Annotated in this window: 27 protein-coding genes; 11 read left to right on the top strand and 16 right to left on the bottom strand. The window is 59.4% G+C overall.

What is annotated here, in order from left to right:
* Positions 1–66: 66 nt before the first annotated feature.
* On the bottom strand, positions 67–930 hold the full coding sequence (locus C3F38_RS01875; RefSeq protein WP_038872569.1) for a YicC/YloC family endoribonuclease: 864 nt from the start codon (positions 928–930) through the stop codon (positions 67–69).
* A 126-nt stretch (positions 931–1,056) separates the two neighbouring features.
* On the opposite strand from C3F38_RS01875, the gene rph reads away from it, so the two are divergent.
* The gene (rph, locus tag C3F38_RS01870) at positions 1,057–1,773 is read left to right on the top strand and encodes a ribonuclease PH (protein ID WP_025160305.1); all 717 of its coding nucleotides are present in this window, start codon (positions 1,057–1,059) and stop codon (positions 1,771–1,773) included.
* A gap of 96 nt (positions 1,774–1,869) precedes the next feature.
* On the top strand, positions 1,870–2,511 hold the full coding sequence (gene pyrE / locus C3F38_RS01865) for an orotate phosphoribosyltransferase (RefSeq protein WP_004931204.1): 642 nt from the start codon (positions 1,870–1,872) through the stop codon (positions 2,509–2,511).
* A gap of 31 nt (positions 2,512–2,542) precedes the next feature.
* Here the strand turns inward: pyrE and slmA are convergent, their stop codons facing one another.
* The 3 genes from slmA to coaBC all read right to left on the bottom strand — a co-directional run bounded on the left by slmA (position 2,543) and on the right by coaBC (position 5,045).
* Positions 2,543–3,139: a nucleoid occlusion factor SlmA gene (slmA, locus tag C3F38_RS01860; protein ID WP_004931203.1), complete on the bottom strand. Its 597-nt coding sequence runs from the start codon at positions 3,137–3,139 to the stop codon at positions 2,543–2,545.
* A 252-nt stretch (positions 3,140–3,391) separates the two neighbouring features.
* A complete protein-coding gene (gene dut / locus C3F38_RS01855) occupies positions 3,392–3,850 on the bottom strand; it encodes a dUTP diphosphatase (protein ID WP_016929680.1) in 459 nt (152 codons plus the stop codon).
* A complete protein-coding gene (gene coaBC / locus C3F38_RS01850) occupies positions 3,828–5,045 on the bottom strand; it encodes a bifunctional phosphopantothenoylcysteine decarboxylase/phosphopantothenate--cysteine ligase CoaBC (protein ID WP_038872718.1) in 1,218 nt (405 codons plus the stop codon). Before coaBC ends, dut begins: the two co-directional genes overlap by 23 nt.
* A 183-nt stretch (positions 5,046–5,228) precedes the next feature.
* Between coaBC and radC the strand changes: the two genes are divergently transcribed.
* From radC to mutM, 4 genes are all read left to right on the top strand, one after another.
* On the top strand, positions 5,229–5,912 hold the full coding sequence (gene radC, locus C3F38_RS01845) for a DNA repair protein RadC (protein ID WP_038872576.1): 684 nt from the start codon (positions 5,229–5,231) through the stop codon (positions 5,910–5,912).
* Positions 5,913–6,174: 262 nt separating this feature from the next.
* The gene (gene rpmB, locus C3F38_RS01840) at positions 6,175–6,411 is read left to right on the top strand and encodes a 50S ribosomal protein L28 (protein ID WP_004931195.1); all 237 of its coding nucleotides are present in this window, start codon (positions 6,175–6,177) and stop codon (positions 6,409–6,411) included.
* Positions 6,412–6,422: 11 nt separating this feature from the next.
* Positions 6,423–6,590: a 50S ribosomal protein L33 gene (gene rpmG, locus C3F38_RS01835; RefSeq protein ID WP_002442576.1), complete on the top strand. Its 168-nt coding sequence runs from the start codon at positions 6,423–6,425 to the stop codon at positions 6,588–6,590.
* Positions 6,591–6,671: 81 nt separating this feature from the next.
* The gene (gene mutM, locus C3F38_RS01830) at positions 6,672–7,487 is read left to right on the top strand and encodes a bifunctional DNA-formamidopyrimidine glycosylase/DNA-(apurinic or apyrimidinic site) lyase (protein WP_004931185.1); all 816 of its coding nucleotides are present in this window, start codon (positions 6,672–6,674) and stop codon (positions 7,485–7,487) included.
* A gap of 3 nt (positions 7,488–7,490) precedes the next feature.
* On the opposite strand, the gene coaD is transcribed toward mutM, so the two are convergent.
* The 3 genes from coaD to waaA are packed head-to-tail and all read right to left on the bottom strand — an operon-like array spanning position 7,491 to position 10,031.
* Positions 7,491–7,976 carry a pantetheine-phosphate adenylyltransferase gene (gene coaD, locus C3F38_RS01825; RefSeq protein ID WP_004931181.1) on the bottom strand — a complete coding sequence of 162 codons (486 nt, stop codon included), beginning with the start codon at positions 7,974–7,976 and terminating at the stop codon, positions 7,491–7,493.
* Between the two features lie 3 nt (positions 7,977–7,979).
* Entirely contained in the window at positions 7,980–8,753 is a 774-nt protein-coding gene (locus C3F38_RS01820; protein ID WP_038872579.1) for a glycosyltransferase family 2 protein, read from the bottom strand.
* The gene (gene waaA / locus C3F38_RS01815) at positions 8,754–10,031 is read right to left on the bottom strand and encodes a lipid IV(A) 3-deoxy-D-manno-octulosonic acid transferase (protein WP_025304695.1); all 1,278 of its coding nucleotides are present in this window, start codon (positions 10,029–10,031) and stop codon (positions 8,754–8,756) included.
* 125 nt (positions 10,032–10,156) lie between these two features.
* On the opposite strand from waaA, the gene C3F38_RS01810 reads away from it, so the two are divergent.
* Entirely contained in the window at positions 10,157–11,170 is a 1,014-nt protein-coding gene (locus C3F38_RS01810) for a glycosyltransferase family 9 protein (protein WP_038872581.1), read from the top strand.
* A 44-nt stretch (positions 11,171–11,214) separates the two neighbouring features.
* Here C3F38_RS01810 and C3F38_RS01805 read toward each other — a convergent pair whose 3' ends face one another.
* Genes C3F38_RS01805 through rfaQ form a run of 3 tightly spaced genes read right to left on the bottom strand, consistent with a single transcriptional unit; the run spans position 11,215 to position 14,524 of the window.
* The gene (locus C3F38_RS01805; RefSeq protein ID WP_055317242.1) at positions 11,215–12,315 is read right to left on the bottom strand and encodes a glycosyltransferase; all 1,101 of its coding nucleotides are present in this window, start codon (positions 12,313–12,315) and stop codon (positions 11,215–11,217) included.
* A 2-nt stretch (positions 12,316–12,317) separates the two neighbouring features.
* Positions 12,318–13,445 carry a glycosyltransferase family 4 protein gene (locus C3F38_RS01800; protein WP_055311845.1) on the bottom strand — a complete coding sequence of 376 codons (1,128 nt, stop codon included), beginning with the start codon at positions 13,443–13,445 and terminating at the stop codon, positions 12,318–12,320.
* On the bottom strand, positions 13,442–14,524 hold the full coding sequence (rfaQ, locus tag C3F38_RS01795; protein ID WP_055317241.1) for a putative lipopolysaccharide heptosyltransferase III: 1,083 nt from the start codon (positions 14,522–14,524) through the stop codon (positions 13,442–13,444). The genes C3F38_RS01800 and rfaQ overlap by 4 nt, the downstream gene beginning before the upstream one ends.
* 210 nt (positions 14,525–14,734) lie before the next feature.
* Between rfaQ and C3F38_RS01790 the strand changes: the two genes are divergently transcribed.
* A complete protein-coding gene (locus C3F38_RS01790; protein WP_055311846.1) occupies positions 14,735–15,691 on the top strand; it encodes a polysaccharide deacetylase family protein in 957 nt (318 codons plus the stop codon).
* 8 nt (positions 15,692–15,699) lie between these two features.
* Entirely contained in the window at positions 15,700–16,794 is a 1,095-nt protein-coding gene (locus C3F38_RS01785; RefSeq protein ID WP_038872593.1) for a glycosyltransferase family 9 protein, read from the top strand.
* Positions 16,795–16,830: 36 nt separating this feature from the next.
* On the opposite strand, the gene C3F38_RS01780 is transcribed toward C3F38_RS01785, so the two are convergent.
* From C3F38_RS01780 to rfaD, 6 genes are read right to left on the bottom strand one after another with little or no spacing between them, the layout of a single operon-like run.
* A complete protein-coding gene (locus tag C3F38_RS01780) occupies positions 16,831–17,808 on the bottom strand; it encodes a glycosyltransferase (protein WP_038872595.1) in 978 nt (325 codons plus the stop codon).
* Positions 17,805–19,046 (bottom strand): O-antigen ligase, encoded by a 1,242-nt coding sequence (locus tag C3F38_RS01775; protein WP_055317240.1) that lies wholly within the window; start codon positions 19,044–19,046, stop codon positions 17,805–17,807. Before C3F38_RS01775 ends, C3F38_RS01780 begins: the two co-directional genes overlap by 4 nt.
* Positions 19,047–19,074: 28 nt before the next feature.
* Positions 19,075–20,241 (bottom strand): glycosyltransferase, encoded by a 1,167-nt coding sequence (locus C3F38_RS01770; RefSeq protein WP_047729606.1) that lies wholly within the window; start codon positions 20,239–20,241, stop codon positions 19,075–19,077.
* Entirely contained in the window at positions 20,238–21,203 is a 966-nt protein-coding gene (gene rfaC / locus C3F38_RS01765) for a lipopolysaccharide heptosyltransferase RfaC (RefSeq protein WP_055317239.1), read from the bottom strand. The genes C3F38_RS01770 and rfaC overlap by 4 nt, the downstream gene beginning before the upstream one ends.
* 2 nt (positions 21,204–21,205) lie before the next feature.
* Entirely contained in the window at positions 21,206–22,252 is a 1,047-nt protein-coding gene (gene rfaF / locus C3F38_RS01760; protein WP_055317238.1) for an ADP-heptose--LPS heptosyltransferase RfaF, read from the bottom strand.
* Between the two features lie 22 nt (positions 22,253–22,274).
* Positions 22,275–23,204 (bottom strand): ADP-glyceromanno-heptose 6-epimerase, encoded by a 930-nt coding sequence (rfaD, locus tag C3F38_RS01755; protein ID WP_047729609.1) that lies wholly within the window; start codon positions 23,202–23,204, stop codon positions 22,275–22,277.
* Between the two features lie 239 nt (positions 23,205–23,443).
* Here rfaD and kbl point away from each other — a divergent pair, with 239 nt between their 5' ends.
* Together kbl and tdh are read left to right on the top strand one after the other, a co-directional pair.
* On the top strand, positions 23,444–24,640 hold the full coding sequence (gene kbl, locus C3F38_RS01750) for a glycine C-acetyltransferase (RefSeq protein WP_004931154.1): 1,197 nt from the start codon (positions 23,444–23,446) through the stop codon (positions 24,638–24,640).
* Between the two features lie 9 nt (positions 24,641–24,649).
* On the top strand, positions 24,650–25,675 hold the full coding sequence (gene tdh, locus C3F38_RS01745; protein ID WP_055317237.1) for an L-threonine 3-dehydrogenase: 1,026 nt from the start codon (positions 24,650–24,652) through the stop codon (positions 25,673–25,675).
* Positions 25,676–25,698: the final 23 nt, after the last annotated feature.

The raw sequence follows: 25,698 nt of genomic DNA, 5'->3' as shown, positions 1-25,698 counted from the left end.
CTTATCGCTGATCTGCAGCCATAAAAAAGCCCGCTTGGCGCGGGCTTGATGGCGTGCGGGGCAGGATCACTCGATGTTCTGGATCTGCTCGCGCATTTGCTCGATCAGCACTTTCAGCTCGATGGCGGAAGCGGTGACGTCGGCATTGATCGACTTGGAGGCCAGGGTATTCGATTCGCGGTTGAACTCCTGCATCATGAAGTCGAGGCGGCGGCCGACGGCTTCTTTCTTCTTCAGGATGTTGTGCGTCTCTTTCACGTGCGCTTCCAGACGGTCCAGCTCTTCGGCGACGTCGATGCGCTGCGCCATCAGCACCAGCTCCTGCTCCAGGCGGGTGTTTTCCAGCTGTACCTGCGCCTCTTCCAGCTTGCTGACCAGGCGTTCGCGCTGCCATTGCAGGATATTCGGCATCTGGGCGCGCACTTTGACCACTTCGGCGCTGACGCCGTCGAGGCGTTGTTCGATCAGCGTTTTCAGCGCGGCGCCTTCGCTTTCGCGTGCGACGATGAAGTCATCCAGCGCGCCGTCCAGCGCCTGCATCAGCTCGGCGCTGATAGTGTCCAGATCCTGCTCCTGCGCGGACATCACGCCCGGCCAGCGCAGCACGTCGATCGGGTTGATTTCCCCTTCGTCGCTCTGCATTTTCACCCAGTTGGCGGCTTCAACCAGCTGTTTGGCCAGTTTTTCGTTCAGGATCAGCGAGCTTTGCGCGCTTGGATCCAGTTCGAAACGCAGGTTGCATTCGACTTTGCCGCGCGTCAGGCGGCCACGGATACGTTCACGGATCACCGGCTCCAGGCTGCGGAATTGTTCCGGCAGGCGGATGTAGGTTTCTAAGTAGCGCTGGTTAACGGAACGCAGCTCCCAGGCTGCGCTGCCCCATTCACCCTTGATTTCACGCCGGGCGTAGGCGGTCATGCTGCGGATCATTGATGCGTACCCGTAATAGGAAAAGATGGGGCGATTATAGCGTCGCGGCTGCGGGCAGGATAGGCATTACGTCACGAAGCCCGTATAATGCGCAGCCAATAGTTGATTTGAAGCCGGAGAGAGCCCATGCGTCCTGCAGGCAGAGCACCACAGCAAGTTCGCCCCCTGACACTGACCCGTCACTATACCAAACACGCTGAAGGTTCAGTGCTGGTTGAGTTTGGCGATACCAAAGTCTTGTGCACCGCCACGGTAGAAGAGGGCGTTCCGCGCTTCCTGAAAGGCCAGGGGCAAGGTTGGATCACCGCCGAGTACGGCATGCTGCCGCGCTCCACCCACAGCCGCAATGCCCGTGAAGCCGCCAAAGGCAAGCAGGGTGGCCGCACGCTGGAGATCCAGCGCCTGATCGCGCGCTCGCTGCGCGCCGCGGTGGATCTGAAAAAGCTCGGTGAATTCACCATCACCCTCGACTGCGACGTACTGCAGGCCGACGGCGGTACCCGCACCGCCTCCATCTCCGGCGCCTGCGTGGCGCTGGCCGATGCGCTGAACACGCTGGTGGCCAACGGCAAGCTGAAAGCCAACCCGATGAAGGGCATGGTGGCGGCGGTTTCCGTCGGCATCGTCAATGGCGAAGCGCTGTGCGATCTGGAGTATGTGGAAGATTCCGCGGCGGAAACCGACATGAACGTAGTGATGATGGAAGATGGCCGCATGATTGAAGTGCAGGGCACCGCCGAAGGCGAGCCGTTCAGCCACGATGAGCTGTTGGCGCTATTGGCGCTGGCCCGAGGGGGCATCGAAACCATCTTCCAGGCGCAGAAAGCGGCGCTGGCGGACTGATTTTTTAAGGCGACTGAGAAGTCGCCTTTTTTATGCCCGGCGATCGGGCGGCAGTAATGACAAGACCCAAGCAGATTCAGACGAGGAGAAGCAGTAATGAAAGCCTATCAGCGCCAGTTTATCGAGTTCGCGCTTAACAAGCAGGTATTGAAATTCGGCGAGTTCACCCTGAAGTCCGGCCGCACCAGCCCGTACTTCTTCAATGCCGGCCTGTTTAATACCGGGCGTGATCTTGCGCTGTTGGGGCGCTTCTACGCCGAAGCCCTGATGGACTCCGGCATCGATTTCGACCTGCTGTTTGGCCCGGCCTATAAAGGCATTCCTATTGCCACCACTACGGCGGTGGCGTTGGCGGAACACCATGAGCGCGACGTGCCTTACTGCTTTAACCGCAAGGAAGCCAAGACCCACGGCGAAGGCGGTTCGCTGGTAGGCAGCCCGCTGCAGGGGCGCGTGATGTTGGTAGACGATGTGATCACCGCCGGCACCGCGATCCGCGAGTCGATGGAAATCATCGGCGCCAGCGGCGCTTCGCTGGCGGGCGTGCTGATCTCCCTCGACCGTCAGGAACGCGGCCGCGCGGATATCTCCGCCATTCAGGAAGTGGAACGCGACTATCACTGCAAGGTGATTTCGATCGTGACGCTGAAGGACCTGATCGCCTATCTGGAGGAGAAGCCGGAAATGGCGGACCACCTGGCGGCGGTGCGCGCTTACCGCGAGCAGTACGGGGTGTAAGTAAAAACGCCGGGCATGCCCGGCGTTATCTTTATTGCAGCTGGGCCGCCAACAGCGGCCAGCGGGCGTCGAATTCCTGCGTTGGGCGATAGCGGAATTCCGAACGCACATAGCGCGACAACATGCCTTCGCAGAAGGCCAGCAGCTGGCTCGCCAGCAGCGTTTCATCGACGATAAAGCCTTTGCCTTCGCGCAATTTACGCTCTTTCAACACCTGGCGCAGCTGCGCCTCGATGCGTTCGAACAGCTGGTTGATGCGGCCCTGCAGGCGATCCTGTTCAAACATCAGCGCGTGGCCGGTCATGATGCGCGTCAGCCCCGGGTTGCGTTCCGCAAAGCCCAGAATCAGCAGTAAAATCAGGCGCAGACGATTAAACGTCTCTTTCTCGTCCTGCAAGATCAGGTTGATGCGGGTGATCAGGCTGTCTTCGATAAACTCGATCAGGCTGTCGAACATCCGTGTCTTGCTGGGGAAATGCCGATACAGCGCAGCTTCAGAAACACCCACGTTCGCGGCGAGTTTGGCGGTGGTGATGCGTTGGCTGCCGTCGCTGGACTCCAGCATCTGGGCTAACGCCTGCAAGATTTCCTCGCGCCGATTCCTTTTCGTCTTTTCTTTTTCTGCCATGTCTGATTAGACCCTTGCTAAAACTTAACTGACGGAAACCCGCGCACCGGCCGCTGCAGAGCAGGCTCTGTGCGGCTTATGTGATAGCTTTTTTACGATGCTGGGGTCAGCGGCCTTAACGGCCTTTTTCCGCGCTGCCTGGTGTGCGCTGCAATTGTCGCGGTAAAACCTTTGCCGCAGAGACATCCTTCTCCCCGGAAAGGCAAGGTTCAGGCGACGTTTCCCTGCCGGCCATCGTGCCTTGGGGGGCGCTTAGTGGCGCCCCGAGTGGCCGAAGCCGCCTTCGCCGCGCTCGCTGCTGTCGAATTCTTCCACCAGGTTGAATTCGGCCTGCACTACCGGCACGAAGACCATCTGCGCGATACGTTCGCCCGGCTCGATGGTGAAGTGTTTCTGGCCGCGGTTCCAAACGGACACCATCAGCTGGCCCTGATAATCGGAGTCGATCAGGCCGACCAGGTTGCCCAGCACGACGCCGTGCTTGTGGCCCAGGCCGGAGCGCGGCAGGATCACCGCCGCCAGGCCGGCGTCGGCGATGTGGATCGCGAGGCCGGTAGGCAACAGCGTGGTTTCACCCGGCGCCAGCTCCACCGCGCTGTCCAGGCAGGCGCGCAGGTCGAGACCGGCGGAGCCCGGCGTGGCGTAGGTCGGTAGCGGGAAATCCTGACCGATGCGCGGGTCGAGGATCTTAACGTCGATTTTTTTCATCATAACGGCTGACTATCTCGTCTATTAAACGTTGGCCAAGGAGTGCCTTGTCGCTCAGCGCCAGGCGTTTTTCTCCATTCTGCCAAAAAAGGTGCAGGGCATTGGTGTCGCTGTTGAACCCGTGCTCTGCAAGCGATACATCGTTAGCGCAAATCAAATCCAGCTTCTTACGCGCCAGTTTTTGCCGCGCGTATTCTTCCACATTCTGGGTTTCGGCGGCAAACCCCACGACAAACGGTCGATTTTTGGTCATCGCCGCCACGCCGGCGACGATATCGGGGTTTTTTACCATCTTGAGGACGATTTCATCACCCTGTTTTTTTATTTTTTCATCGGCGATCTGCTCGGGGCGGTAATCGGCCACGGCGGCGCAGGAGATGAAAATCTGCTGCTGCGCGGCGCGCTGTTGCACCGCCTGCTCCATCTCCAGCGCACTGGTGACGTCCACTCGGGTGACCGATGGCGGCGTCGGCAGGCTGACCGGCCCGGCGATCAGCGTCACCTGCGCGCCGCGGGCGGCGGCGGCGCGGGCAATGGCGAAGCCCATTTTGCCGGAGCTGTGATTGCTGATGAAACGTACCGGATCCAGCGCCTCACGCGTCGGGCCGGCGGTGATCATAACCTGCAAATGTTGCAGATCCTGCGGGGCGGAGAAATGCGCGTTCGCCAGGTCGACAATGTCCAGCGGATCCAGCATGCGGCCCGGGCCGACGTCGCCGCAGGCCTGGCTGCCGCTGTCCGGCCCCCAGAGCAGCATGCCGCGCGCCTGCAGCGTTTGCAGGTTGGCCTGCGTGGCGGCGGCGCGATACATCTGCTGGTTCATGGCGGGGGCGGCGGCGATAGGGGCGTCGGTCGCCAGGCAGACGGTGGTCAACAGATCGTTGGCCATGCCGGCGGCGACGCGCGCCAGCAGATCGGCGGTCGCCGGCGCCAGAATCACCAGATCCGCCCACTTGCCGAGCTCGATGTGGCCCATGGCGGCTTCGGCGGCGGGATCCAACAGATCGTCGGACACCGGGTAGCCGGAAACGGCCTGCAGCGTCAGTGGCGTAATGAACGCCTTGGCGGCGTGGGTCATCACCACGCGCACTTCTGCGCCCCTGTCGCGCAGGCGGCGCACCAGCTCTGGGCATTTGTAGGCGGCGATGCCGCCGCTGATGCCAAGCACAATATGTTTGCCGGAAAGTCCCGTCATCATCATTGTCCGATTGAAAGCCGAAAGATGCGCCATTTTAGCATATCCGCCGTGCAGGTGAGCGATTCCGCAATGGCTGCAGGGCGTTACATTGTGCTTTGCGAAACACTTCGCAATGTTATCAAACACCTGTCGAACGCGCCGGGCAGCACATGGCATGCTGTAGCCCTTTCAGGGAGGAATACGATGAGCAACCCGATTGTGGCGTGCTGGCCGGGCGCGCTGGCGCCGCGTGAAAAGCTGTTGATGCAGGGGGCGGCGGCGCTGTCCGACGCAGAACTGTTGGCCATTTTCTTGCGCACCGGGTTGCCCGGCGTGCACGTGATGCAGCTGGCGGAGCAGCTGCTGCGCCGGTTCGGCTCGCTTTATCACCTGATGTCGGCCGATCATCAGGCTTTTTGCAGCCAAAAAGGCCTGGGGGACGCCAGCTATACGCAGCTGCAGGCGATTGCCGAGCTGGCGCTGCGCTTCTTTTCCAGCCATTTGTCGCAGGAAAACGCCATGCTCAATCCGAGCGTCACCCGGCATTATCTGCAAAGCCTGCTGGCGCATCGCGAGCGAGAGGTCTTTTTGGTATTGTTTTTAGACAATCAGCACCGGGTTATTCGCCATCAGGAGATGTTTGCTGGTACCATCAGCAGCGTCGTCGTCTACCCGAGAGAAATTGTGCGCGAAGCGTTGAAGGCTAATGCCGCCGCGCTGATTCTCGCGCATAATCACCCTTCGGGTAAGGCTGAACCCAGTCATGCCGACCGTTTGATAACGGAACAGGTGGTGAAAGCCTGTCAGTTATTGGAGATCCGAGTGCTTGATCATTTGGTGATCGGTCGGGGTGAATGCGTCTCTTTTGCCGAGCGCGGATGGCTTTAAGCGATTTTTTCGCGATCCTTGTGGGATCTTTAGCTGTTCGGGACTTGAGCACTTACGCTTCAGAGCGTATACTACGCCACCTTTGAGAATCTTGGGTTTGGCGCAAGAGCCTATCTCAGCAGGTTTCTGACCTGATGTGTGGTTTCTACCTGATGACGAGAGTCTCCTCAGTATGAAGTTTGCTGAGATGGGCTCTAAAAGCCTGACGAGGCGGCCATACCCTATACGAAGCTCGAGCTGATTTGATTTTTGGAGAATAGACATGTCCCGAGTCTGCCAAGTTACTGGCAAGCGCCCGGTGAGCGGTAACAACCGTTCCCACGCAATGAACGCGACCAAACGCCGTTTTCTGCCTAACCTGCACTCACACCGTTTTTGGGTTGAGGCTGAGAAGCGCTTTGTAACTCTGCGTGTATCTGCTAAAGGTATGCGTGTTATCGATAAGAAGGGTATTGAGACGGTTCTGGCCGATCTGCGTGCCCGTGGTGAGAAGTATTAAGGAACTGAATCATGGCTAAAGGTGTTCGCGAGAAGATCAAGCTGGTTTCTTCTGCTGGTACTGGTCACTTCTATACCACCACGAAGAACAAGCGTACTAAGCCGGAAAAATTGGAACTGAAGAAATTCGATCCAGTTGTCCGTCAGCACGTAGTATACAAAGAAGCTAAAATTAAATAATTTTAGTGGATTAATGAAAAACCCGGCCTTGGCCGGGTTTTTTGTTTTATAAAGGGTAGAAAACGTCGGAGGGGAAGCCAGATGCCTGAATTACCGGAAGTTGAGACGAGCAGACGCGGTATAGAGCCTTATCTTGTCGGCCACAGCATTCAGTATGCGGTGGTGCGCAACGCGCGCCTGCGCTGGCCGGTTTCCGAGCAGATCCTGACGCTGAGCGATCGGCCGGTGCTCAGCGTGCAGCGCCGGGCCAAATACCTGCTGATCGAGCTGGAGAACGGTTGGATTATCGTGCACCTGGGCATGTCGGGCAGCTTGCGCATGCTGCGCGAGGAAAACGAAGATGAAGCCGGCAAACACGACCACGTCGATCTGGTGATCAGCAACGGCATGATCCTGCGCTATACCGATCCGCGCCGTTTCGGCGCCTGGCTGTGGTGCGAAGATTTGGCGACCAGCAGCGTGTTGGCGCACCTGGGGCCGGAACCGCTGAGCGAAGCGTTCAACGGCGACTACCTGTATGAAAAATCACGCAATAAGCGCACGTTGATTAAACCGTGGCTGATGGATAACAAGCTGGTGGTCGGGGTCGGCAATATTTACGCCAGCGAATCGCTGTTCAGCGCCGGGATCTTGCCCGATCGTCCGGCGGGATCGTTGAGCAAAGCCGAAGCGGAACTGCTGGTGAAGACCATCAAGGCGGTGTTGCAGCGCTCTATCGAGCAGGGCGGCACGACATTGCGCGACTTTTTGCAGTCGGACGGCAAACCGGGGTATTTCGCGCAGGAGCTGCAGGTTTACGGGCGGGCGGGAGAACCGTGCCGCGCGTGCGGCACGCCGATCGAATCCGCCAAGCACGGGCAGCGCAGCACCTTCTTTTGCCGCCGCTGCCAGCGCTGAGCATCACTCGGCGGCGAGCTTCGCCATCAGTGCCTGGGTGACCACGTCAGGCAGGAAAGGCGCGATATCGCCGCCGTGGCGGGCGACCTCCTTCACCAGTGAGGAGGAGATGAACGACCACTCTTCGGAAGGCATCAGGAACACGCTTTCCAGCGTCGGCATCAAATGGCGGTTCATGTTCGCCAGCTGCAATTCATATTCAAAGTCAGACACCGCACGCAGGCCGCGCACCAGGATATTGGCATTTTGGTGAGCGGCAAAGTGCGCCATCAGCTCGCTGAAGCCCAGCACTTCCACATTGTCCAGATGCGAGGTGACCTGCGTCGCCAACGCCACGCGCTCATCCAAGCTGAACAGCGGCTTTTTGCTCGGGCTGGCGGCGATGGCCAGAATCACGTGATCGAACATCAGTGACGCGCGCGTCACTAAATCCAGGTGGCCGTTGGTCATGGGATCGAAGGTCCCGGGATAGATGGCTTTGCTGGTCATGATTCACTTCTCTGAGTAGTTGCGGCCCAATGCCCATAATGCGGCATATTTATTGAAGGTATATTGCGCGTTGACCACCGCTAACAGCAACCCCTGTTTGCCATCCAGGAAGCCGGCGCGCAGCAGCCAGGTTTTGACGAAGGCGCCGAGCGTATGGGTCAGGATAGACAGGTAGCCGCAACGCTTGCCGGCCCGGTGGCGCTGTGTGGCCCACTCTTCGGCGTAGCGCAGCTGTTTGCGCTGGAAGGCGAAGAAGTCGCGGCAGGTCAGGTGCAGCATATCGCCGCTGAGGGGGATCACTTTGGCACCGCCGATGTTCAGCGATTCGTGCACCAGATCGTCGTTATAACGATAGCGTTGGTTGGCGTACAGGCGGTTGACGCGGTCAGGATACCAGCCGCTGTGGCGCATGAAGCGGCCTAGAAACAGGTTGCGCCGCGCACAGCTGTAGACGGCGCCGTCGTCCGGCGCATTCAACACCCGCTCGATGGATTGCCGCAGCTCGGGCGTGACGCGTTCGTCGGCGTCGATCATCAAAACGTAGTCATGGCTGGCATAGCTTTGCGCCAGCTGACGCTGCTTGCCGAACCCCTGCCAGTCGGTGTGCGTGAAGACTTTGGCGCCCAGACCTTCGGCAACGGCGACGCTGTCGTCCTCGCTGCCGGAGTCCAGCACGATGATTTCATCGGCCCATTCGACTGAACGCAGACAGTCCGGCAACAGCCCGGCTTCGTTTTTGGCGATCATCACCACCGACAGGCTTTTGCGGCTGCTCATTCAGTGACTCCGGGGCGGCAGGTGCGGTTCCAGCAGCTGCAGCAGGCGCTGCAACGCTCCCTGATTCTGATACAACACTTCCACCGCATGGCGGCCGTAGTAGCGCCGGTAGTCTTCGTCGGTCAGCAGGGTTTCCACTTCCTTCACCAGCGAATCCACGTCGGTCACGGTGATCAGGCCTTCGGCCTGCGAGAGCTTGGCGCAGATGTCTTTGAAGTTGAAGGTATGCGGGCCCATCAGCACCGGGATGGCGTGCGCGGCGGCTTCCAGCGGGTTGTGCCCGCCGCGTTCTACCAGACTGCCGCCGACAAAGGCCAGATCGGCGATGCCGTACAGCAGCATCAGCTCGCCCATGGTATCGCCGATCACCACCTGGGTGCTGCCGGACGGGATTTCGCCGCTGCTGCGCAGGGTGTAGCTGAAGCCGGCCTTCTGCACCAGCTCTTTGGCGGTCGGGAAGCGTTCCGGGTGACGCGGCACCAGGATCAGCAGCAGGTCGGGGTGTTTTTCCAGCAGTTTGCGATGCGCTTCCAGCAGGATGGTTTCTTCACCGTCATGGGTGCTGGTAGCGATCCACACCGGGCGGCGCGGCGCCCATTGGCGGCGCAGCGTAACGGCGCGGGCGGCCAGTTCCGGGGTGACGGAGATATCGAACTTCAGGCTGCCGGTTACGGCCAGCTGCGAGCGCTTCAGGCCCAGTTCGATAAACCGATCGCCGTCTTCTTGGTTTTGTGCGGCGATCAGCGTAATGCGGCGCAGCATATCGCGCATGAACCCGCCAATTTTCTTATAGCCGGCGGCGGAGCGGGCCGACAGGCGCGCATTGGCGATCACCAGGGGGATCTGCCGCTGATGCAGCGCGTTAATCAGGTTAGGCCACAGCTCGGTTTCCATGATGATCACCAGCTTGGGATTCACCTGGTCGAGGAAGCGGTTCATGGAGCCGGGCAGATCGTAGGGCAGATAGACGTGATGTACGTCTTTGCCGAAAGCGGACTGGACGCGTTCTGAACCTGTTGGGGTCATTGTGGTCACAGTTATCGGCAAAGCGGGGTAACGGTGGCGCAGCGCCCGTACCAACGGGATGGCCGCCAGCGTTTCGCCGACGGAGACGGAATGCAGCATGATGCCGCCTGGCACGACTTTCCCGGCGCAGAAGCCATAGCGTTCCGCCCAGCGTTTACGGTAGGCTGGAGCTTTGCGGCTGCGCAGCAGTAAGCGGAGCCAGATCAGGGGTTGGATGAGGTAGAGTAGTACCTGATATAAACGCAGCAACATTCTATCAATTTCATTTATATGGGTTATTCGGAATAGTACCATAACTGGAAGGGAAAGGCGCTAATTTGGTAACCTTGGGTGTCAGTTTCAGACAACCGGCGAGCGATTTCGCCGACAGGCTCGGAATGAAGAATATTTTAATTATTCGCCGCGACAACATCGGCGATCTTGTTTGCACCACGCCTCTGATTGAAGGGGTGAAAATTGCCTATCCAGACGCAAAAGTTTATCTGCTGATCAATAAAGTCAGCCAGGACGTTGTTAAAAACAACCCTCATCTCGAGAAAGTCTTTGTCTATAAAAAGGCCAAGCACAAGGCGAAAAATGAAACGACGTTGGGCGTTTATTTCGAACGTCTGATGATCTTCCTGAAGCTGCGCAAAATAAAGTTCGATGCGGTCATTCTGGCCAACCCGGTGCCATGTAAATACAGCCTGCGTTTAGCGAAAATGGCCGGCGCCACCCATATCATCGGCGCCGATCTGGGCACGAAAGATATTCATCGCCCGTTCCGCAAGGACGATTTCCGCGGCCTCCATCAGGTCGAACACACCTACAGCTATTTATCGGCGATAACCGACCAATCCATTCCGATCCCGCCGGTGCGGGTGTTTCTGACGCCTGAAGAGCGGCAATTGGCGGCGCAACGGCTACAGGAGCGTCTGCCGCCGGTCGAACGTGTATGCGCCGTGCACATCAGCAGCCGCAGCCCGAAAAGGCGTTGGCCGGTTGAACGCTATGCCGAAATCATCAACCGTCTGGTTGCCGATCCCCACACCGGCGTGCTGATCTTCTGGTCACCGCAGGGCACGCTGGCGCCGGACGACATCGGTGACCAGCAGCGCGCCGAACAGCTGTTGGCGCTGTGCCAAAACGAACGCGTCGCGCTTTATCCGACGGCCTCGGTGCGCGAGCTGTTGGGCGGGTTCGATTTATGCGACCGGGTGCTGTGCAGCGACGGTGGGCAGATGCATCTTGCCGCCGCGCTGAATAAGGACATGGTGGTGTTCTTTGGCGATACCGATAAAGCCTCCTGGCATCCATGGACCGGCCGTCATCATATTTTGCAGAGTGAGTCGGGGCACTGTGAAGATGTTTCTGTCGATGAGGTTTGGCAGAAAATGCAGGCGCTCAGCTAACGAAGAAAATAAGGCAGGTATCCCCTGCCTTATTTATTTCTCTATTATTTTTCTTTCAGCTCAATATATTGACGACAAATAGGCTCGAGTCCATAACTCAGCAATTGCTGTTGATTTATCTGCGGCGGATTGGCGTAAATTTCCGCCATTTTTTCTGCCAGCGACGCTTCGTTTAATTCCGCCAGCGCGTTAGCCATGCCGGCTTTTTCCAGAATTTCCGCAGGGCCGCCCGGGCAGCGAGTGCTGACCACCGGCGTGCCGCACAGCAGCGATTCCACCAGCACGTTACCAAACCCTTCGCTGTCGGAGCTGAGCACCAGCAGCGAGGCATGGCGAATAAACGGGTAGGGATTGGCCTGGAAACCGAGGAATAGCACGCGCTCTGCGATGCCTAAGTCTGTTGCCAGACGTTTGACCTCGGCGACTCTGGCGTCGTCCCCGGTGCCTATCAAGGCCAGCGGTGCCTGAATGCCCGAGTGCGCATAGGCTTTCAGCAGACGGTCATGCCGCTTGGTGGCGTGAAAGCGGCCGACGTGCACCAGATAGTCCTGGCCGGCCAGTTCGCAAGGCGCCGCCGCCTGTTGCTGGATGGCGTCGATGTCGAACGGGTTGTTGATGACCGCCAGCCGGCGTGGGCGAATCGGCAAGTTCTGCTGCAGATCGTCGCCAACCGCCCGTGAAACGGCGACGATATTTCTCCCTTGGTAAACGTTGGCGATTTTGCGCTGCTTCAGCCAGCGATCCAGGCCCATGCGGTGGCCGAGATAGGAGGTGGAGAGAATGCCGTGAATGCAGAACCACAGGCGATCCGCGGCCAACCGCTTGCTGCGGCTGACGATGCGATCGGTTTTATGCAGATTGGAGAACACCAGATCGAACGCGCCGTGTTGGCGCTCGTGTTCGGCTATTGCCCGATCCAGCGCGGCGGCGCGGCGCGACAGCTCGGTCAGCTTGCGCCAGGGGGCACGGCTGCGATCGGCCACCACCTGATAATCAATGCCTGACGGGATAGGGTAATTGCAGACGTCGCGCAGCGAGATGAGACTGACGTCATGCCCCTGTTGCTGCATGCCCTGGCACAGGGTCAGCACCACTTTTTCCGCGCCGCCTCCCGGCAGGCCGTCGATGATCATCAGAATACGCATAGTTAATCCAGTAACCGGTTATAGAGGGAAATCAGCTGTTCGGACAGATGCGCCGGCGTAGCCGTCATAATGCGCAATCTCGCCGCTTCGCCCATGGATGATCCCAGCGCCTGGCGCGGCAGCGCCCGAATGGCCTCCGTGATGGCCGGTACGTCGAGCGCGTCGGTCACGAAGCCGTTCTGGCCGGGGGTGATAAACTCGGCGCCGCCGCAGGTGGTGCTGGTGATAACCGGCAGGCCGCATGACATCGCTTCCAGAATCACATTCGGGAACGGATCGTACAGCGTCGGCAGCAGCAGCGCGTCCGCGGCCTGATAGAACGGCAAGGTCTGCTTCTGCACGCCCATAAAGTGAACCCGATCGCTGCAGCCCAGCGACTGTGCCAGCGCCCGGTAGCGTTTTTCGTCCTTGTCTTTGCCGACCACCAGGAGGTGGCTGTCGGTCGCCGCCACGGCGCGGATGGCGGCGGCCAGCCCTTTGCGCTCGAAACCGGAGCCGACGAAGATCAGGCAGTGCGCCCGTTGTGGGATCTGATACTGCTCGCGCAGACGTTGGCGCTGGGCCTCGTCGGCGGGCGGGAACTTTTGATTGTCGATGGCGTTATAGATCACCGTGATTTTGTCGGCGGGCACGCCAAAGTCGGCGATGATTTCCTGCTTGATCATCTCGGCGTTGCAGATGACGGCTTTCAGCTCCGGCGCGGCGTACATGGCGCGTTCGGCGCACATCACATAGCGGTGATAGCGATTGGAGAACAGCCATTTGCGGCGCCATTCCGGCAGCAGGCGCGCGCGTTGCAGCAACCAGCGGCGGTGTACACCGTCGCCGGCGCGGTAGATATCGCAGCCGGGAATGCGCTCGTGGCTTTGCACCAGATCGAAGCGCTCTTTCTGCCACAGCGCCCTGGCTGCCACGGCGAAGCCTCGCTCGCGGCTGATGCGGCCGAGTTTTAACGGGTTGCACAGGTGGATATGCCAGTTGGAATTGGCGTCACCCTGCCATTCGCGGGTGATGACGTTCAGATCGAGATCCTGTTGCTCCAGCGCCTCCAGGGCGCGGGAAACGAAACGTTCGGCCCCGCCGTCCGGGCGGTATTTTTGGCGAACGATCGCCAAACGAAATGCTTTCATGCCAGCGTGCTCCGCGCGGCTGCAATCACCGCGTCTGTAGGAATAAAGTCGAGATACCGTTCGTCGGTGCCGGTATCAATGGCGTCCGGATCGGGCAGTTCGCCGAAGTCGCCGGCCCAGATCACGGCGCCGGTAGCCTGCCATGGCCGCCAGAAAGTCAGCTTGGAAGGGCCGAACAGCGCCACACACGGCGTTTGCAGCGCGGCGGCCATGTGCATCGGCACCGAATCCACGCCGATAAACAGCTTGGCGTGGTCGATCAGGGCGGCCAGCTGGCGCAGCGTCAGCTGGCCGGCCAACGAGATCACGCCCTGCGGCGGGCAGAGCGCCAAAATGCGTTCTACCATGGCTTGTTCTCTGGCGTCGGGGCCGGAGGTGATCACCAGCTGGTGGCCGTCGGCCTGCAAGGCGGTGAGGGTGGCGGCCATTTTCTCTTCGCTCCAGCATTTGAAGAACCAGCGCGAGGTGGGCTGCACCATAATATAACTGCCGGCGACGCCCTGTTTCTGCAACCGTTGCTCACAGGCCTGCCAATCCTGCGGATCGTAACTCATGGTCACATGATCACTGAGCGCGGGCAGGTTCAGCGGCGCCAGCAGCGAGAGGTTTTGTTCGACGGTATGCAGGTGGGCGTGATTGTCGACCGGCACCAGCTGCGTGTGGCAGTGGCGCCACAGGAAGCCGCGGCGTTTGGGGAAATCGAAGCCCAGACGGATGCGCGCGCCGGTCAGGCGCGTGATAATGGCGCTGCGCCACTGATCGGCCAGGTTGACCACCAGATCGTAGCGCTGCGCCTTCAGGCGGCGCAGCAGCGCCAGCTCGTGCCCCAGATGCGCGCGGGTGCCCTGTTTTTTCCATTGGCGGTCGATGGCGAACAGGGTCGACAGTTCCGGATTGCTGGCCAGCATCTCCTGCGTTTCCTGATACAGCAGCACATCGATCTGCGCCTGCGGGTAGTTTTGCCGCAGGCTGCTGATGACCGGCGTGACCAGCAGCATATCGCCGTGATGGCGCAGTTTTATGATCAAAATACGCTGTACGGATGGGGCGGAAGTTGGGGCTGGCGCGTCGTTCATCATGAGTCGCTTTCTGGGAAACCAATCTTTGATTCTAAATGACCCGATCGCATGTGGCTACTGTTGCAAGGTTTTCTTGCCGGGCCGAAAAAAAATCGCCGGGCTGGGGACGAATGCGCTTCAACGTTGTCCAAACCAGGCAGCAAAGTCGTTTGCCCTGGCGAAACGGCCTGCGTAACATAGTGCATTCTGTTGATATCAGGCTCGATATTCATGACTAAACCGGCGTTTCTCATCACCATTGATACCGAAGGCGATAATCTGTGGCAAAACCACGATCGCATCACGACCGAAAACACGCGTTTCTTGCCGCGCTTTCAGGCATTGTGCGAAAAATACGCCTTCAAACCGGTTTATCTCACCAACTATGAAATGGCGATGGATCCGGCTTACGTCGAGTTCGCGCGCGACGTGATCGCCCGCGGCGTGGGAGAAGTGGGCATGCACCTGCACGCCTGGAACAGCCCGCCGCTGACGCCGCTCACCGACGACGACTGGCGCCACAAGCCTTATTTGATCGAGTATCCCACCGATCAGATCCGCGCCAAGGTCGATCACATGACCAAGCTGCTGGAAGATGCCTTTCAGACCAAAATGCTCAGCCATCGCGCCGGCCGCTGGGCGTTCAACGAATATTATGCCTCGCTGCTGCTGGAATACGGCTATCAGGTGGACTGTTCGGTGACGCCGCGGGTCAACTGGCAGTTTTCGCCGGGCAATCCGCAGGGCAACGGCGGCACCGATTACACCCGGTTCCCGTCGCAGGCTTATTTCATCGATCCGCAGAACATTGCCAAACCGGGCGCTTCGCCGCTGTTGGAAGTGCCGATGAGCATTCAGTACAAGCACTCGGCGCTGATGAACGCGTTCAAGCAAGGTTATGACCGGCTGCGTGGCAAGCGGCGTTCGCCGTCCGTCAACTGGCTGCGGCCGAGTGGCGGCAACGTGGCCAAGATGATAAGCGTGGCTGAGGCGTCGCTGGCGCAGGGGCATGACTACGTCGAATTTATGCTGCACTCTTCCGAATTTATGCCGGGCGGCAGCCCGACGTTCAAAACCGAGCAGGATATCGAAGGGCTGTACCGCGATCTGGAGCAGCTGTTTGACTGGCTGCAGCAGCGTACGGTGGGCATGACGCTGGCCGAGTATTATCAACTTAAAGCGAACTAAGCACGCACATGTCGAAGAAATGGAAAATCAAGGTTGCCGACTGGTTCTTGCGGCGCTATACGGCGAAGTACGGCCGTTTTCAGGATAAGGCGACGTTCGACGGCGCCCAGCAGTTTGACAATATCGTTATCTATTCCACCACGGCATTGGGCGACTTCATGTTCAACACGCCGGCATTGAGGGCGATGAGGGAACGCTACCCCAATGCGCACATCACGCTGGTGGTGCACAAGAAAAACCGCGAGCTGGTGGAAAACGGCCGTTATTACGATCGCGTGGTGTATTGGAATAGCAAGATCAAGACGATACGCCCGTTGCTGAAATCGCTGCGCGAACATCAGCCGGATTTGGCGCTGATTCTGCACTCCCACCTGCCTTATGACATCATCAGCGCCGTACTGGCCGGGGCGAAGTACATTATCAGGGATAACTACAGCTCGGGCATTTGCGGGCTGGAGCCTTGGCTGACCAACTATATCTTCCATTATTACGGCCACTTCGTACGCCGCAAACTGGAGCTGATTTCCATTTTAGGCTGCCGCAGCGACGATCCGACGATGGAAATTCCCGTGGATTATCAGCGCGGCGTCAAAAGCAGCGAGCATCCCACCATCGGTTTTCAGCTGGGGGCGTCAACAGAGTCGCGTTGCTGGCCGGTTTCGCACTATGCGCGGCTGGCCGATGAGCTGGTGGCGAAGCACCCAAATGTGCGCATCGTGCTGATTGGCGCACCGTTCGACGACGGCAAGGCCAAACAGTTTATGAGCCTGATCGGCCCGCAAACGCAGGCCTGCGTGGATAACCAGATCGGTAAAACGGGGCTGCAAGGCTTGCTGACGTTGATCGACAGTTTCCATGTTCTGGTCACCGGCGATACCGGGCCGCTGCATCTGGCGGTGGCGTTGAAAGTGAAAACCATCAGCCTGTTCGTGACCGCCGACTCACGCTCCACCGGCCCGATTCAGGATACTGAACTGCACCGCATCATTCAGGTGTCGCGTACCGGCTATACGATGCCGCTGGAGGCAGAAAGCCCGATGGGGGTCATCCAGCCGCAGCGGATTTATGAGGAGCTGGTCGCGCACGTGCCTTTGACGCGCTGAGGGAGCGACGACGCATCGGCCGCCCGGCCGATGCGGTTAGTGCGGCTTGCGCCCGCGCAGCTTCGAAAGAAAGGTATCCACTCGCGCATAGCGCATCTGGCGGACTTTTTTGCCCGGCACGTCGCTGTTGCGGCAGATATCGGCGGCGCGGCGCAGGATGTTCAGCGTTGCCGGCGCGTAATGATAATAGCCGTATACCGCCTTCGACATGCTTTTCACCTCGGAAAAGCAGTTGGCCAGCATCAGGGCTGCCAACCGGCGCAGCGGCTCATCCCCGGGATGCTGCGCCACAAAACGCAGCATCTTCTCCATGGCGAACAGCAGATCTTCAATATCTTTGGGTTTGATATTGCGAGTGATGCCTTGGCTGTTATCCCGATAGAAATAGAGCTCGCAGTCCAGATGGGCGATGCGGCGGGTTTTGAAATACTGAAAAGGCGTGAAAATCACGTCTTCATAGCGTCTGCCGTCTTCGAACGTTTCCCCTTCCAGCAGCGTGCGTTTATACACGCGGCTCCAGAGATGCCACATCGAGCGTGCGAACAGCGGTTGCAGGCAGCCGAGCCCCAACTGTGAAAAGTTGTAGGTTACGGGCTGCGTCGCGCGGTTATCCGGCGTCGGCGGTTGTTCGGTGAACTTCTGATAATTAAAGTCGATCAGGTCATCTTCACCGGCGGTAAGCAGAGGCCGCAGGATTGCCAGATAGTCGTCGCTCAGCAGATCGTCGCCGTCGAGGAAGGTGAGATAGCGGCCGGTGGCCAGCCGTAAGCCGACATTGCGTGCGTGCGCAATGCCGCCGTTAGCCTGTGAAGTAAAGACCACGCGCGGGTGCCGCCGCTGCGCCAGATATTGGCTGACCAGCGCGCCGGAGGCGTCGGTGGAGCCATCATCGATGATCACCACCTCGATATCGTCGCTAATCTGCGCAAATAACGAATCCAGCGCAGCGATAACGAACGCTTCATTATTATAAAACGGCACGATAACGCTGAGCAGCGGCTCCTGATGATTCACGGGGTAGGCTCCTGAACAGGGGGCTGTTTCGGGACGGAAAGAACGGCGGCGATCAACGCCAGGCAGAATATGACGGTGCCTTCCGTGCTGAAGAAGATGACGTCGCTCAGGCCGTAAACGAACAGGCTGGCGCTGACGCTTAGCAGCAGCGCGTTGCGCTGCGGCCGGAAGGAAGAGAAGAACAGGCTGACATAGAGCGCCAGCAGCAGCAGTACGCCCCAGATACCCTTGAGCGAGTAGGTTTCCAGCAGCTCGTTGTGCAGGTGGACGTTGATGTAGGGCATGACGCCAGACAGGCGAGGTTGCTGTGCGACCATCGCACGGATCTCTTCGCCGCGCTGCTCGGCGGATTGGCCCCAAGGGGCTTGTGAACCGGTGTGCCATGCCAGCGTTTGCATCGACAGCCGGGAAATGATCGAGTTTTCAGTCTGTGGCTGATCCATCAGGCGCATGTCGGTCTCAAAGGCCTGAATGCGTTCTTCTATCTGCGGCTTGAACACCAGGCCGCAGGCTACGAGCAGCAGCGGTACCGAGGCTACCAACGCGAGCTTGTGTTTCCTGGAAACCAGCTGCTTGGTCGCCAGCAGCGACAGGCAGATCGCTACCGGGTAGACCAACATGGCTGCGCGCGTGCCGGTGAGCACCAGCGCAGAGAAGGAAAGCAGGAACGCAGCGATGTACAACGCCAGGCGGTAACGGGTGCGCAGCATCAGGATGGCTTGCATCATCACCAGATCGATGGCTGTCATCAGGTAGGCGGCGACCGTGGCGCGATCGAAGTTGAGCTCTACGCGCGGGATATTCAACCGCAATCCCTGATAGAGGGAATAGCCGTTGACCGCCAGGCCGGTGGCGAGAGCCACGACGATCAGCAGGCGCTGCACGCACAACCGCTCATTGAGCGCGATCAGCAAAATGAAAGCGGTCGCGAGCTGCAGTTTGCCGGTCGACATATAAGAGCGATAAATATTGATGTACTCACCCGGCTGTTTGAAGTGATGCATCCAGAGGATGGTTCCCATGCCCACGCTGAACATCAGCGCGGGCAGCAGCAGATTTCTCGCGTTGCTGAAGTAGTAGCGCGGGTACAGGCAAACGGCGATAAAGGCGATGTAGCTGGAAACGTAAAACAGATTGCGTCCGGTCGCGGAACCGAAAGGGATGGTGCAAAAAGCGATGGCGCACCCCAGATAGATAAGATAGCTGAAGGCAGGATGCGGCGTTCTGTGTTTTAACATCGGGTGTGTTTTCCGGCTCACGTTTCAATTAAGCGATAAAGGATCGCAGCGTGTCGTCGAACTCAGCTTTGAACTGAGCATAGTTGAAATGTTCCGCAGGATAGCGCTGCGCATTTCGGCTCAGAGTCTGGTAGGCTTCGCGCGCCAGCAATTTCTCAACCGCATCCGCACAGTCGAGATGCGACAGCAGCTTGGGTGCGACCAAGCTGTCGGTCAACGGATCGTAGACCTCATGCGGGAAGTCGACCTCGATATCGGTGAGCTGCCGGTGTTGTTCGACGGTGACCGACGGCGTCAGGCCAATGCCGCAGACGCCGTCCTTGACCGCTTCCGGCTGGCCGTCAACCTGCGGGAAAATGACCGGCACGCCGAAATAGAGCGACTCCATGCAGGACAAGCCGAATGGCTCGGTGATCGGCGTGCTCATGTAGATGTGCGTGCGATTGAAGAAGCCGGCGACGTCATCCTGATAACCGCTGAAGGTGACGCGGTCGCCGAGCTGAAGCCGGGCCGCCAGCGCCTCGAACGCCGCGCGATCCGGCCCTTTGCCGGCCACTTCCAGCGTGACGTCATGCCCGCGCCGCAGCAGTTCCTGCATCATCAATAATGAAACGCTGATGCCTTTCAGGCTGACCAGGCGTGAAGCGGTGCCGATCCTGACCGGCTGCGACAGCGTTTTCGGCGCAGTGTCGATCCCCGCCGGCGTCTTGATGCGGTTGATCACCACGTGATTTGGGCAAGGCAGATTAAAACGCAGCTCCATCACCCGCTTCGACGCGTGCGAGGCGGAAATGACGCCGTCCAGCATGGCGAAGAAACTCAGCGTCTTTTTATTCTTGGGGTAACGCCATGAGCAGCCGTGATCGTAGTAAACCAGCTTGCCGCGCTTGGGTTTGGCCGCCAGCCCCGGTACCAGGTCCCAGACGATCACCACGTCGGCGTTCGCCCGCTCGATTTTCCACTTCAGCAGAAATTTGCGCAGGAACTGCGGGCAGCGCAACGGCAGCGCATTGATCAGGCGGTTGGCGAAGGTGACGGGCTGATGCGCAGGCAACTGACGGCGGATCTCTTCGCCAATGTCGCCGCTGATGCACAAGACCTGGTTGCTGCCGTCGGTGGTATCGTTGATGTACTGCAGGAACAGGCGTTCGACGCCGCCCATTTTACCCAGGTTGATAATATGCAGTTTTTTCATGCTATAACCTTTTGCAACGCCTGCCATGCCGTATCGGCGTCGATTGTCGCCATGCTTTTTTCCGGCGAAATCAGCGAGTGCTGATTTTGCCCGTAGCCGCCGATCAGGCCGGGATCGGTCGGCCCGAAAAGCGTGATGTTGGGTTTGTCGAGCGCGGCGGTCAAATGGCTGAGCCCGGTGTCGACTGAGACCACGCCCTTGGCGCCGGCCAACACCTCGGCCACCTGCTGCAGGCTGAGCTTCGGCAGCACTTCGACATGTGAAAAACCTTCCGCCAACCGCAGTGCGCGCTGATGTTCATGCTCTGCACCCCACGGCAGTTTGATCTTCAGCCCGCAGTCGGCCGTCAGCGCGATCAGCTCGCGCCAGTTCTGCTCCGGCCAGTGCTTGTCGTCACGCGTCGTCGCGTGCAGAAACACCAAATACTGCCCGGCATCGGCCGGCGGGCGGCTGAGAAAGCGCGCGGCGATGGCGTAATCGCCGTAGCTGCCCGGTTTGTCGTAACCGAGGCTTTTGGCGAACAGCTCGCGCGTGCGTTCCACCGCGTGCTGCTGTTTGTCTATCTCATGGCGCACGTTGTAGAACCAGCTGGCGAACGGCTCGCGCGCGCTCTTGCAGTCCGGGCCATGTTTGTTGCCTTTGGCGACGCGCGTGATCAGCGCGGCGCTTTTGATCAGGCCCTGAGCGTCGATCACTACGTCGTAACGGCGTTCTTGCAGCGCGCGCTTGAAGTCGCAGCGCTGTTGCCGGGTGTCGCTGCCGAACCAGTTCTTGCGCCAGCGGCGAATGGCCACCGGGATCACGCGATCCACCGCCGGGTGCCAGGTGGGGATTTGGCCGAAGCCTTCTTCCACTACCCAGTCGAAGCGGATATCGGGAATGGCCTGCAGCGCATCGGTCAGGGCGGGCAGGGTATGCAGCACGTCTCCCATCGAGGACGTTTTTACGATTAACACCTGCATGACTATTCCTCGCTGGCGACAAGCAACGGCGTCAGCGCATCCAACACTTGCTGCGGCTGAATATCGATCAAACTTTGGTGATACCCCTGTTCGGCATCGCCCTTACGCACCTTGTGGTAGCCGCTGATCAAGCGGATAACCCGCGCCTTGTCGGAGAGCGGCGGCGTGAAGTCGGGGCTGCTTGGGCCGTACAAGGCTATCAGCGGTTTGTTCAACGCTGCGGCAACGTGCATTAAACCGGAGTCGTTGCTGACCACTGCCCGGCAGGCCGCGATCAGGATCACCGCCTGCTCCAGCTGGGTTTTTCCGGCCAGGTTAAGGCAGAAATCGCGCGCGTCTTCCTGCAGCGCGGCGCGGATCTGTTCGCCGGCCTCGTGGTCTTTCGCCGAACCGAACAGCGCTATTTGATAGCCGCTCTCGATCAGCCGCTGAGCCAGCGCCGCGTAGTGATAGTGCGGCCAGCGTTTGGCGGGGCCGAATTCCGCGCCCGGGCAGAAGCCGACGATCGGTCGGCTGCCGGTCAGGTTGAAAGCCGCGGTGGTGTCGGCGATTTCTTCGTCGCTCACCTGCAGCTGCGGCCACAGCAGCTGCTGCGGCAGATCGTCGGCGCGCTGAATGCGGCCTTTGTCATAGGCCAGCGCCACATAGCGCTGCACCATCAGCGGGAAAGCCGCCTTGTCGAGCACGCGGACGTCGTTCAGCAGGCCGTAACGCATTTCGCCCCGCCAGCCGGTGCGCTGCGGGATATCGGCAAAGAAAGGCACCAGCGCGGATTTGAACGAGTTGGGTAGAACGTAAGCGCGATCGTAACGGTTGGCGCGCAGGGCGCGCCCCAGGCGGCGGCGCTCGCCGAGCCCCAGTGCGCCGTGGCCCAGCGGCATCGCCAGCGCCTGATTGACTTCCGGCATGCGCGCCAGCAGCGGGCGGCACCAGGCCGGCGCCATCACATCGATCTCCGCCGACGGGTATTCGGCCTTCAGGGTGCGATAGAGACTTTGCGACATCATCATGTCGCCAACCCAAGAAGGGCCGATAACCAGTATTTTCATACCCAGCGTTAATTCCTTCAGCTTATGCGGTGCGGTTCAACCAGGCCATGTACTCTTTCACGCCTTCGGCGACCGTTTTGAACGGTGCGTCGTAGCCGGCGGCGCGCAGCTTGGTCAGATCGGCCTGGGTGTAAGCCTGATAGCGGCCCTTCAGCTTCTCCGGGAACTCGATGTATTCCACCGCGCCCTTCTGGTGGAAGTCCACCACCGCGTCGGCCACCGCCTGGAAGGTTTCCGCCCGGCCGGTGCCGCAGTTGAAGATGCCGGATTTACCGGTTTCCCAGAACCACAGGTTAACCGCCGCCACGTCGCCGACGTAGATGAAGTCACGCTTGAAGTTTTCGCTGCCGGCGAACAGCTTCGGGTTTTCGCCGCGGTTGATCTGGGTATTCAGGTGGAAGGCGACGCTGGCCATGCTGCCTTTGTGGCCTTCGCGCGGGCCGTAAACGTTGAAGTAGCGGAAGCCGCAGATCTGCGAGTCCGCTTCCGGCAGGATCTCGCGCACGTACTGATCGAACAGGAATTTGGAGTAGCCGTACACGTTGAGCGGCGCTTCATACTCCCGCTCTTCGATGAACTCTTCGCGGCCGCCGTAAGTGGCGGCGGAGGAGGCGTACAGGAACGGAATTTCGCGATCCAGACAGTAGTGCAGCAGGTCTTTGGAGTACTGATAGTTATTGTCCATCATGTACTTGCCGTCCCACTCGGTGGTCGCGGAGCAGGCGCCTTCGTGGAAGACCGCTTCGATATCGCCCAGATCGTCGCCGGCCACGATGCTGGCGACAAAGTCTTCTTTATCGATATAGTCAGCGATGTCCAGATCGACCAGGTTGACGAACTTGGTGCCGTCTTTCAGGTTATCCACCACCAGGATATCGCGATATCCCTTGTCGTTCAGTGCTTTAATGATGTTGCTGCCGATCATGCCGGCGCCGCCTGTGACGATAATCATTGGGTTACCCCTGCTAAGCTGCTGGCGGGGCACAATGCCCCACGCTCAATGGCGGTTATCATAGCATTTCATGCCGCGGCAAACAGCGGAAGGGCTCCGAATATCCCGCATTGCCATTGAAGCCCGCCTTTTGCCGTGATATCTGCTGCAATTTTAATATTCTCTCCCGCGCATTCTCGTCAGTTTGGTTACAAATCAGTAAAATATGCCGCAAATAGCCCAATCCTGGAGATAACCGAATGTCAGCGTCTTTTTATCAGCAGTTGGAACAACAGCTTGCCGCCACTCGCAGTGAAGGGCTGTTCAAGGAAGAACGCATCATCACCTCCGCGCAACAGGCGGATATCGCCGTTGCCGACGGCAGCCATGTGATCAACTTCTGTGCCAATAACTACCTGGGTTTGGCCAATCATCCGGCGCTGATCGCCGCCGCCAAGTCGGGAATGGACAGCCACGGTTTCGGCATGGCGTCGGTGCGCTTCATCTGCGGCACCCAGGACAGCCACAAGCAGCTGGAACAGAAACTGGCGGCTTTCTTGGGCATGGAAGACGCGATCCTGTACTCCTCCTGCTTCGACGCCAACGGCGGGCTGTTCGAAACCCTGCTTGGCCCGGAAGACGCCATTATCTCCGATGCGCTGAACCACGCGTCGATCATCGACGGCGTGCGCCTGTGCAAGGCCAAGCGCTATCGCTACGCCAATAACGACATGACCGAGCTGGCCGCACAGCTGAAGCAGGCCAAAGCCGACGGCGCGCGCCACATCCTGATCGCCACCGACGGCGTATTCTCGATGGACGGCGTGATTGCCAACCTGAAAGGGGTTTGCGATCTGGCGGACGAGTATCAGGCGCTGGTGATGGTGGATGACTCCCACGCGGTGGGCTTTGTCGGCGCCAACGGGCGCGGCACTCATGAATACTGCGAAGTGATGGGCCGCGTCGATATCATTACCGGTACGTTAGGCAAAGCGCTGGGCGGCGCGTCCGGCGGCTACACCGCCGCCAAGAAAGAAGTGGTGGAGTGGCTGCGCCAGCGTTCGCGTCCGTACCTGTTCTCCAACTCGCTGGCGCCGGCGATCGTCGCCGCGTCGATCAAAGTGCTGGAACTGCTGGAAGAGGGCGACGCCCTGCGCGATCGCCTGTGGGCCAACGCGCGTCTGTTCCGCGAAAAAATGACCGCCGCCGGCTTCACATTGGCCGGCGCCGATCACGCCATCATCCCGGTCATGCTGGGTGAGGCGAAGCTGGCGCAGGAATTCGCCAATGCGTTGCTCAAGGAAGGCATCTATGTGACCGGTTTCTTCTATCCGGTGGTGCCGAAAGGCCAGGCGCGCATCCGCACCCAGATGTCCGCCGACCACACCCCGGAGCAAATCGAACGCGCAGTGGCGGCGTTTACACGTATCGGTAAGGATCTTGGCGTTATTGCATAAGGTAAAACCATGAAAGCACTGTCAAAACTGAAAGCGGAAGAAGGGATTTGGATGACCGACGTGCCTCAGCCGGAGCTGGGCCACAACGACATCATGATCAAAATCCGCAAAACCGCGATCTGCGGCACCGATGTGCATATCTACAACTGGGACGAGTGGTCGCAAAAAACCATTCCGGTTCCGATGGTGGTCGGCCATGAATACGTGGGCGAAGTGGTGGCGATCGGTCAGGAAGTCAAAGGTTTCAGCATTGGCGATCGCGTGTCCGGCGAAGGCCATATCACCTGTGGCCACTGTCGCAACTGCCGCGGCGGCCGCACGCACCTGTGCCGCAACATCGTCGGCGTGGGCGTGAACCGTCCGGGCAGCTTCGCGGAATACCTGGTGATCCCGGCGTTCAACGCCTTCAAGATCCCGGATAACATCTCTGACGAACTGGCTTCGATCTTCGATCCGTTCGGCAATGCGGTGCACACCGCGCTGTCGTTCGATCTGGTCGGTGAAGACGTGCTGGTCTCCGGCGCCGGCCCGATCGGCATCATGGCAGCGGCGGTGTGCAAACACGTTGGCGCCCGTCATGTGGTGATCACCGACGTTAACGAATACCGTCTGGAACTGGCGCGCAAGATGGGCGTGACCCGCGCGGTGAACGTCAGCAAGGAAAACCTCAACGACGTGATGGCCGAGCTGGGCATGACCGAAGGGTTCGACGTCGGTCTGGAAATGTCCGGCGCGCCGCCGGCGTTCCGCACGCTGCTCAATGCGATGAACCACGGCGGGCGTATCGCCATGTTAGGCATTCCACCTTCGGACATGTCGATCGACTGGAACCAGGTCATCTTCAAAGGGCTGTTTATCAAGGGGATTTACGGCCGCGAAATGTTCGAAACCTGGTACAAGATGGCGGCGCTGATCCAGTCCGGGTTGGATTTGACCCCGATCATCACCCACCGCTTCTCGATCGACGAGTTCCAGCAGGGCTTCGACGCCATGCGCTCCGGCAAGTCGGGTAAAGTGGTGCTGAGCTGGGATTGATCTCGGCAAACGTGAAAAGGGCC

Source organism: Serratia sp. SSNIH1, from assembly GCF_002935055.1.
Classification (GTDB): domain Bacteria; phylum Pseudomonadota; class Gammaproteobacteria; order Enterobacterales; family Enterobacteriaceae; genus Serratia; species Serratia nevei.
This window is presented reverse-complemented; position numbering and strand designations above follow the sequence as displayed.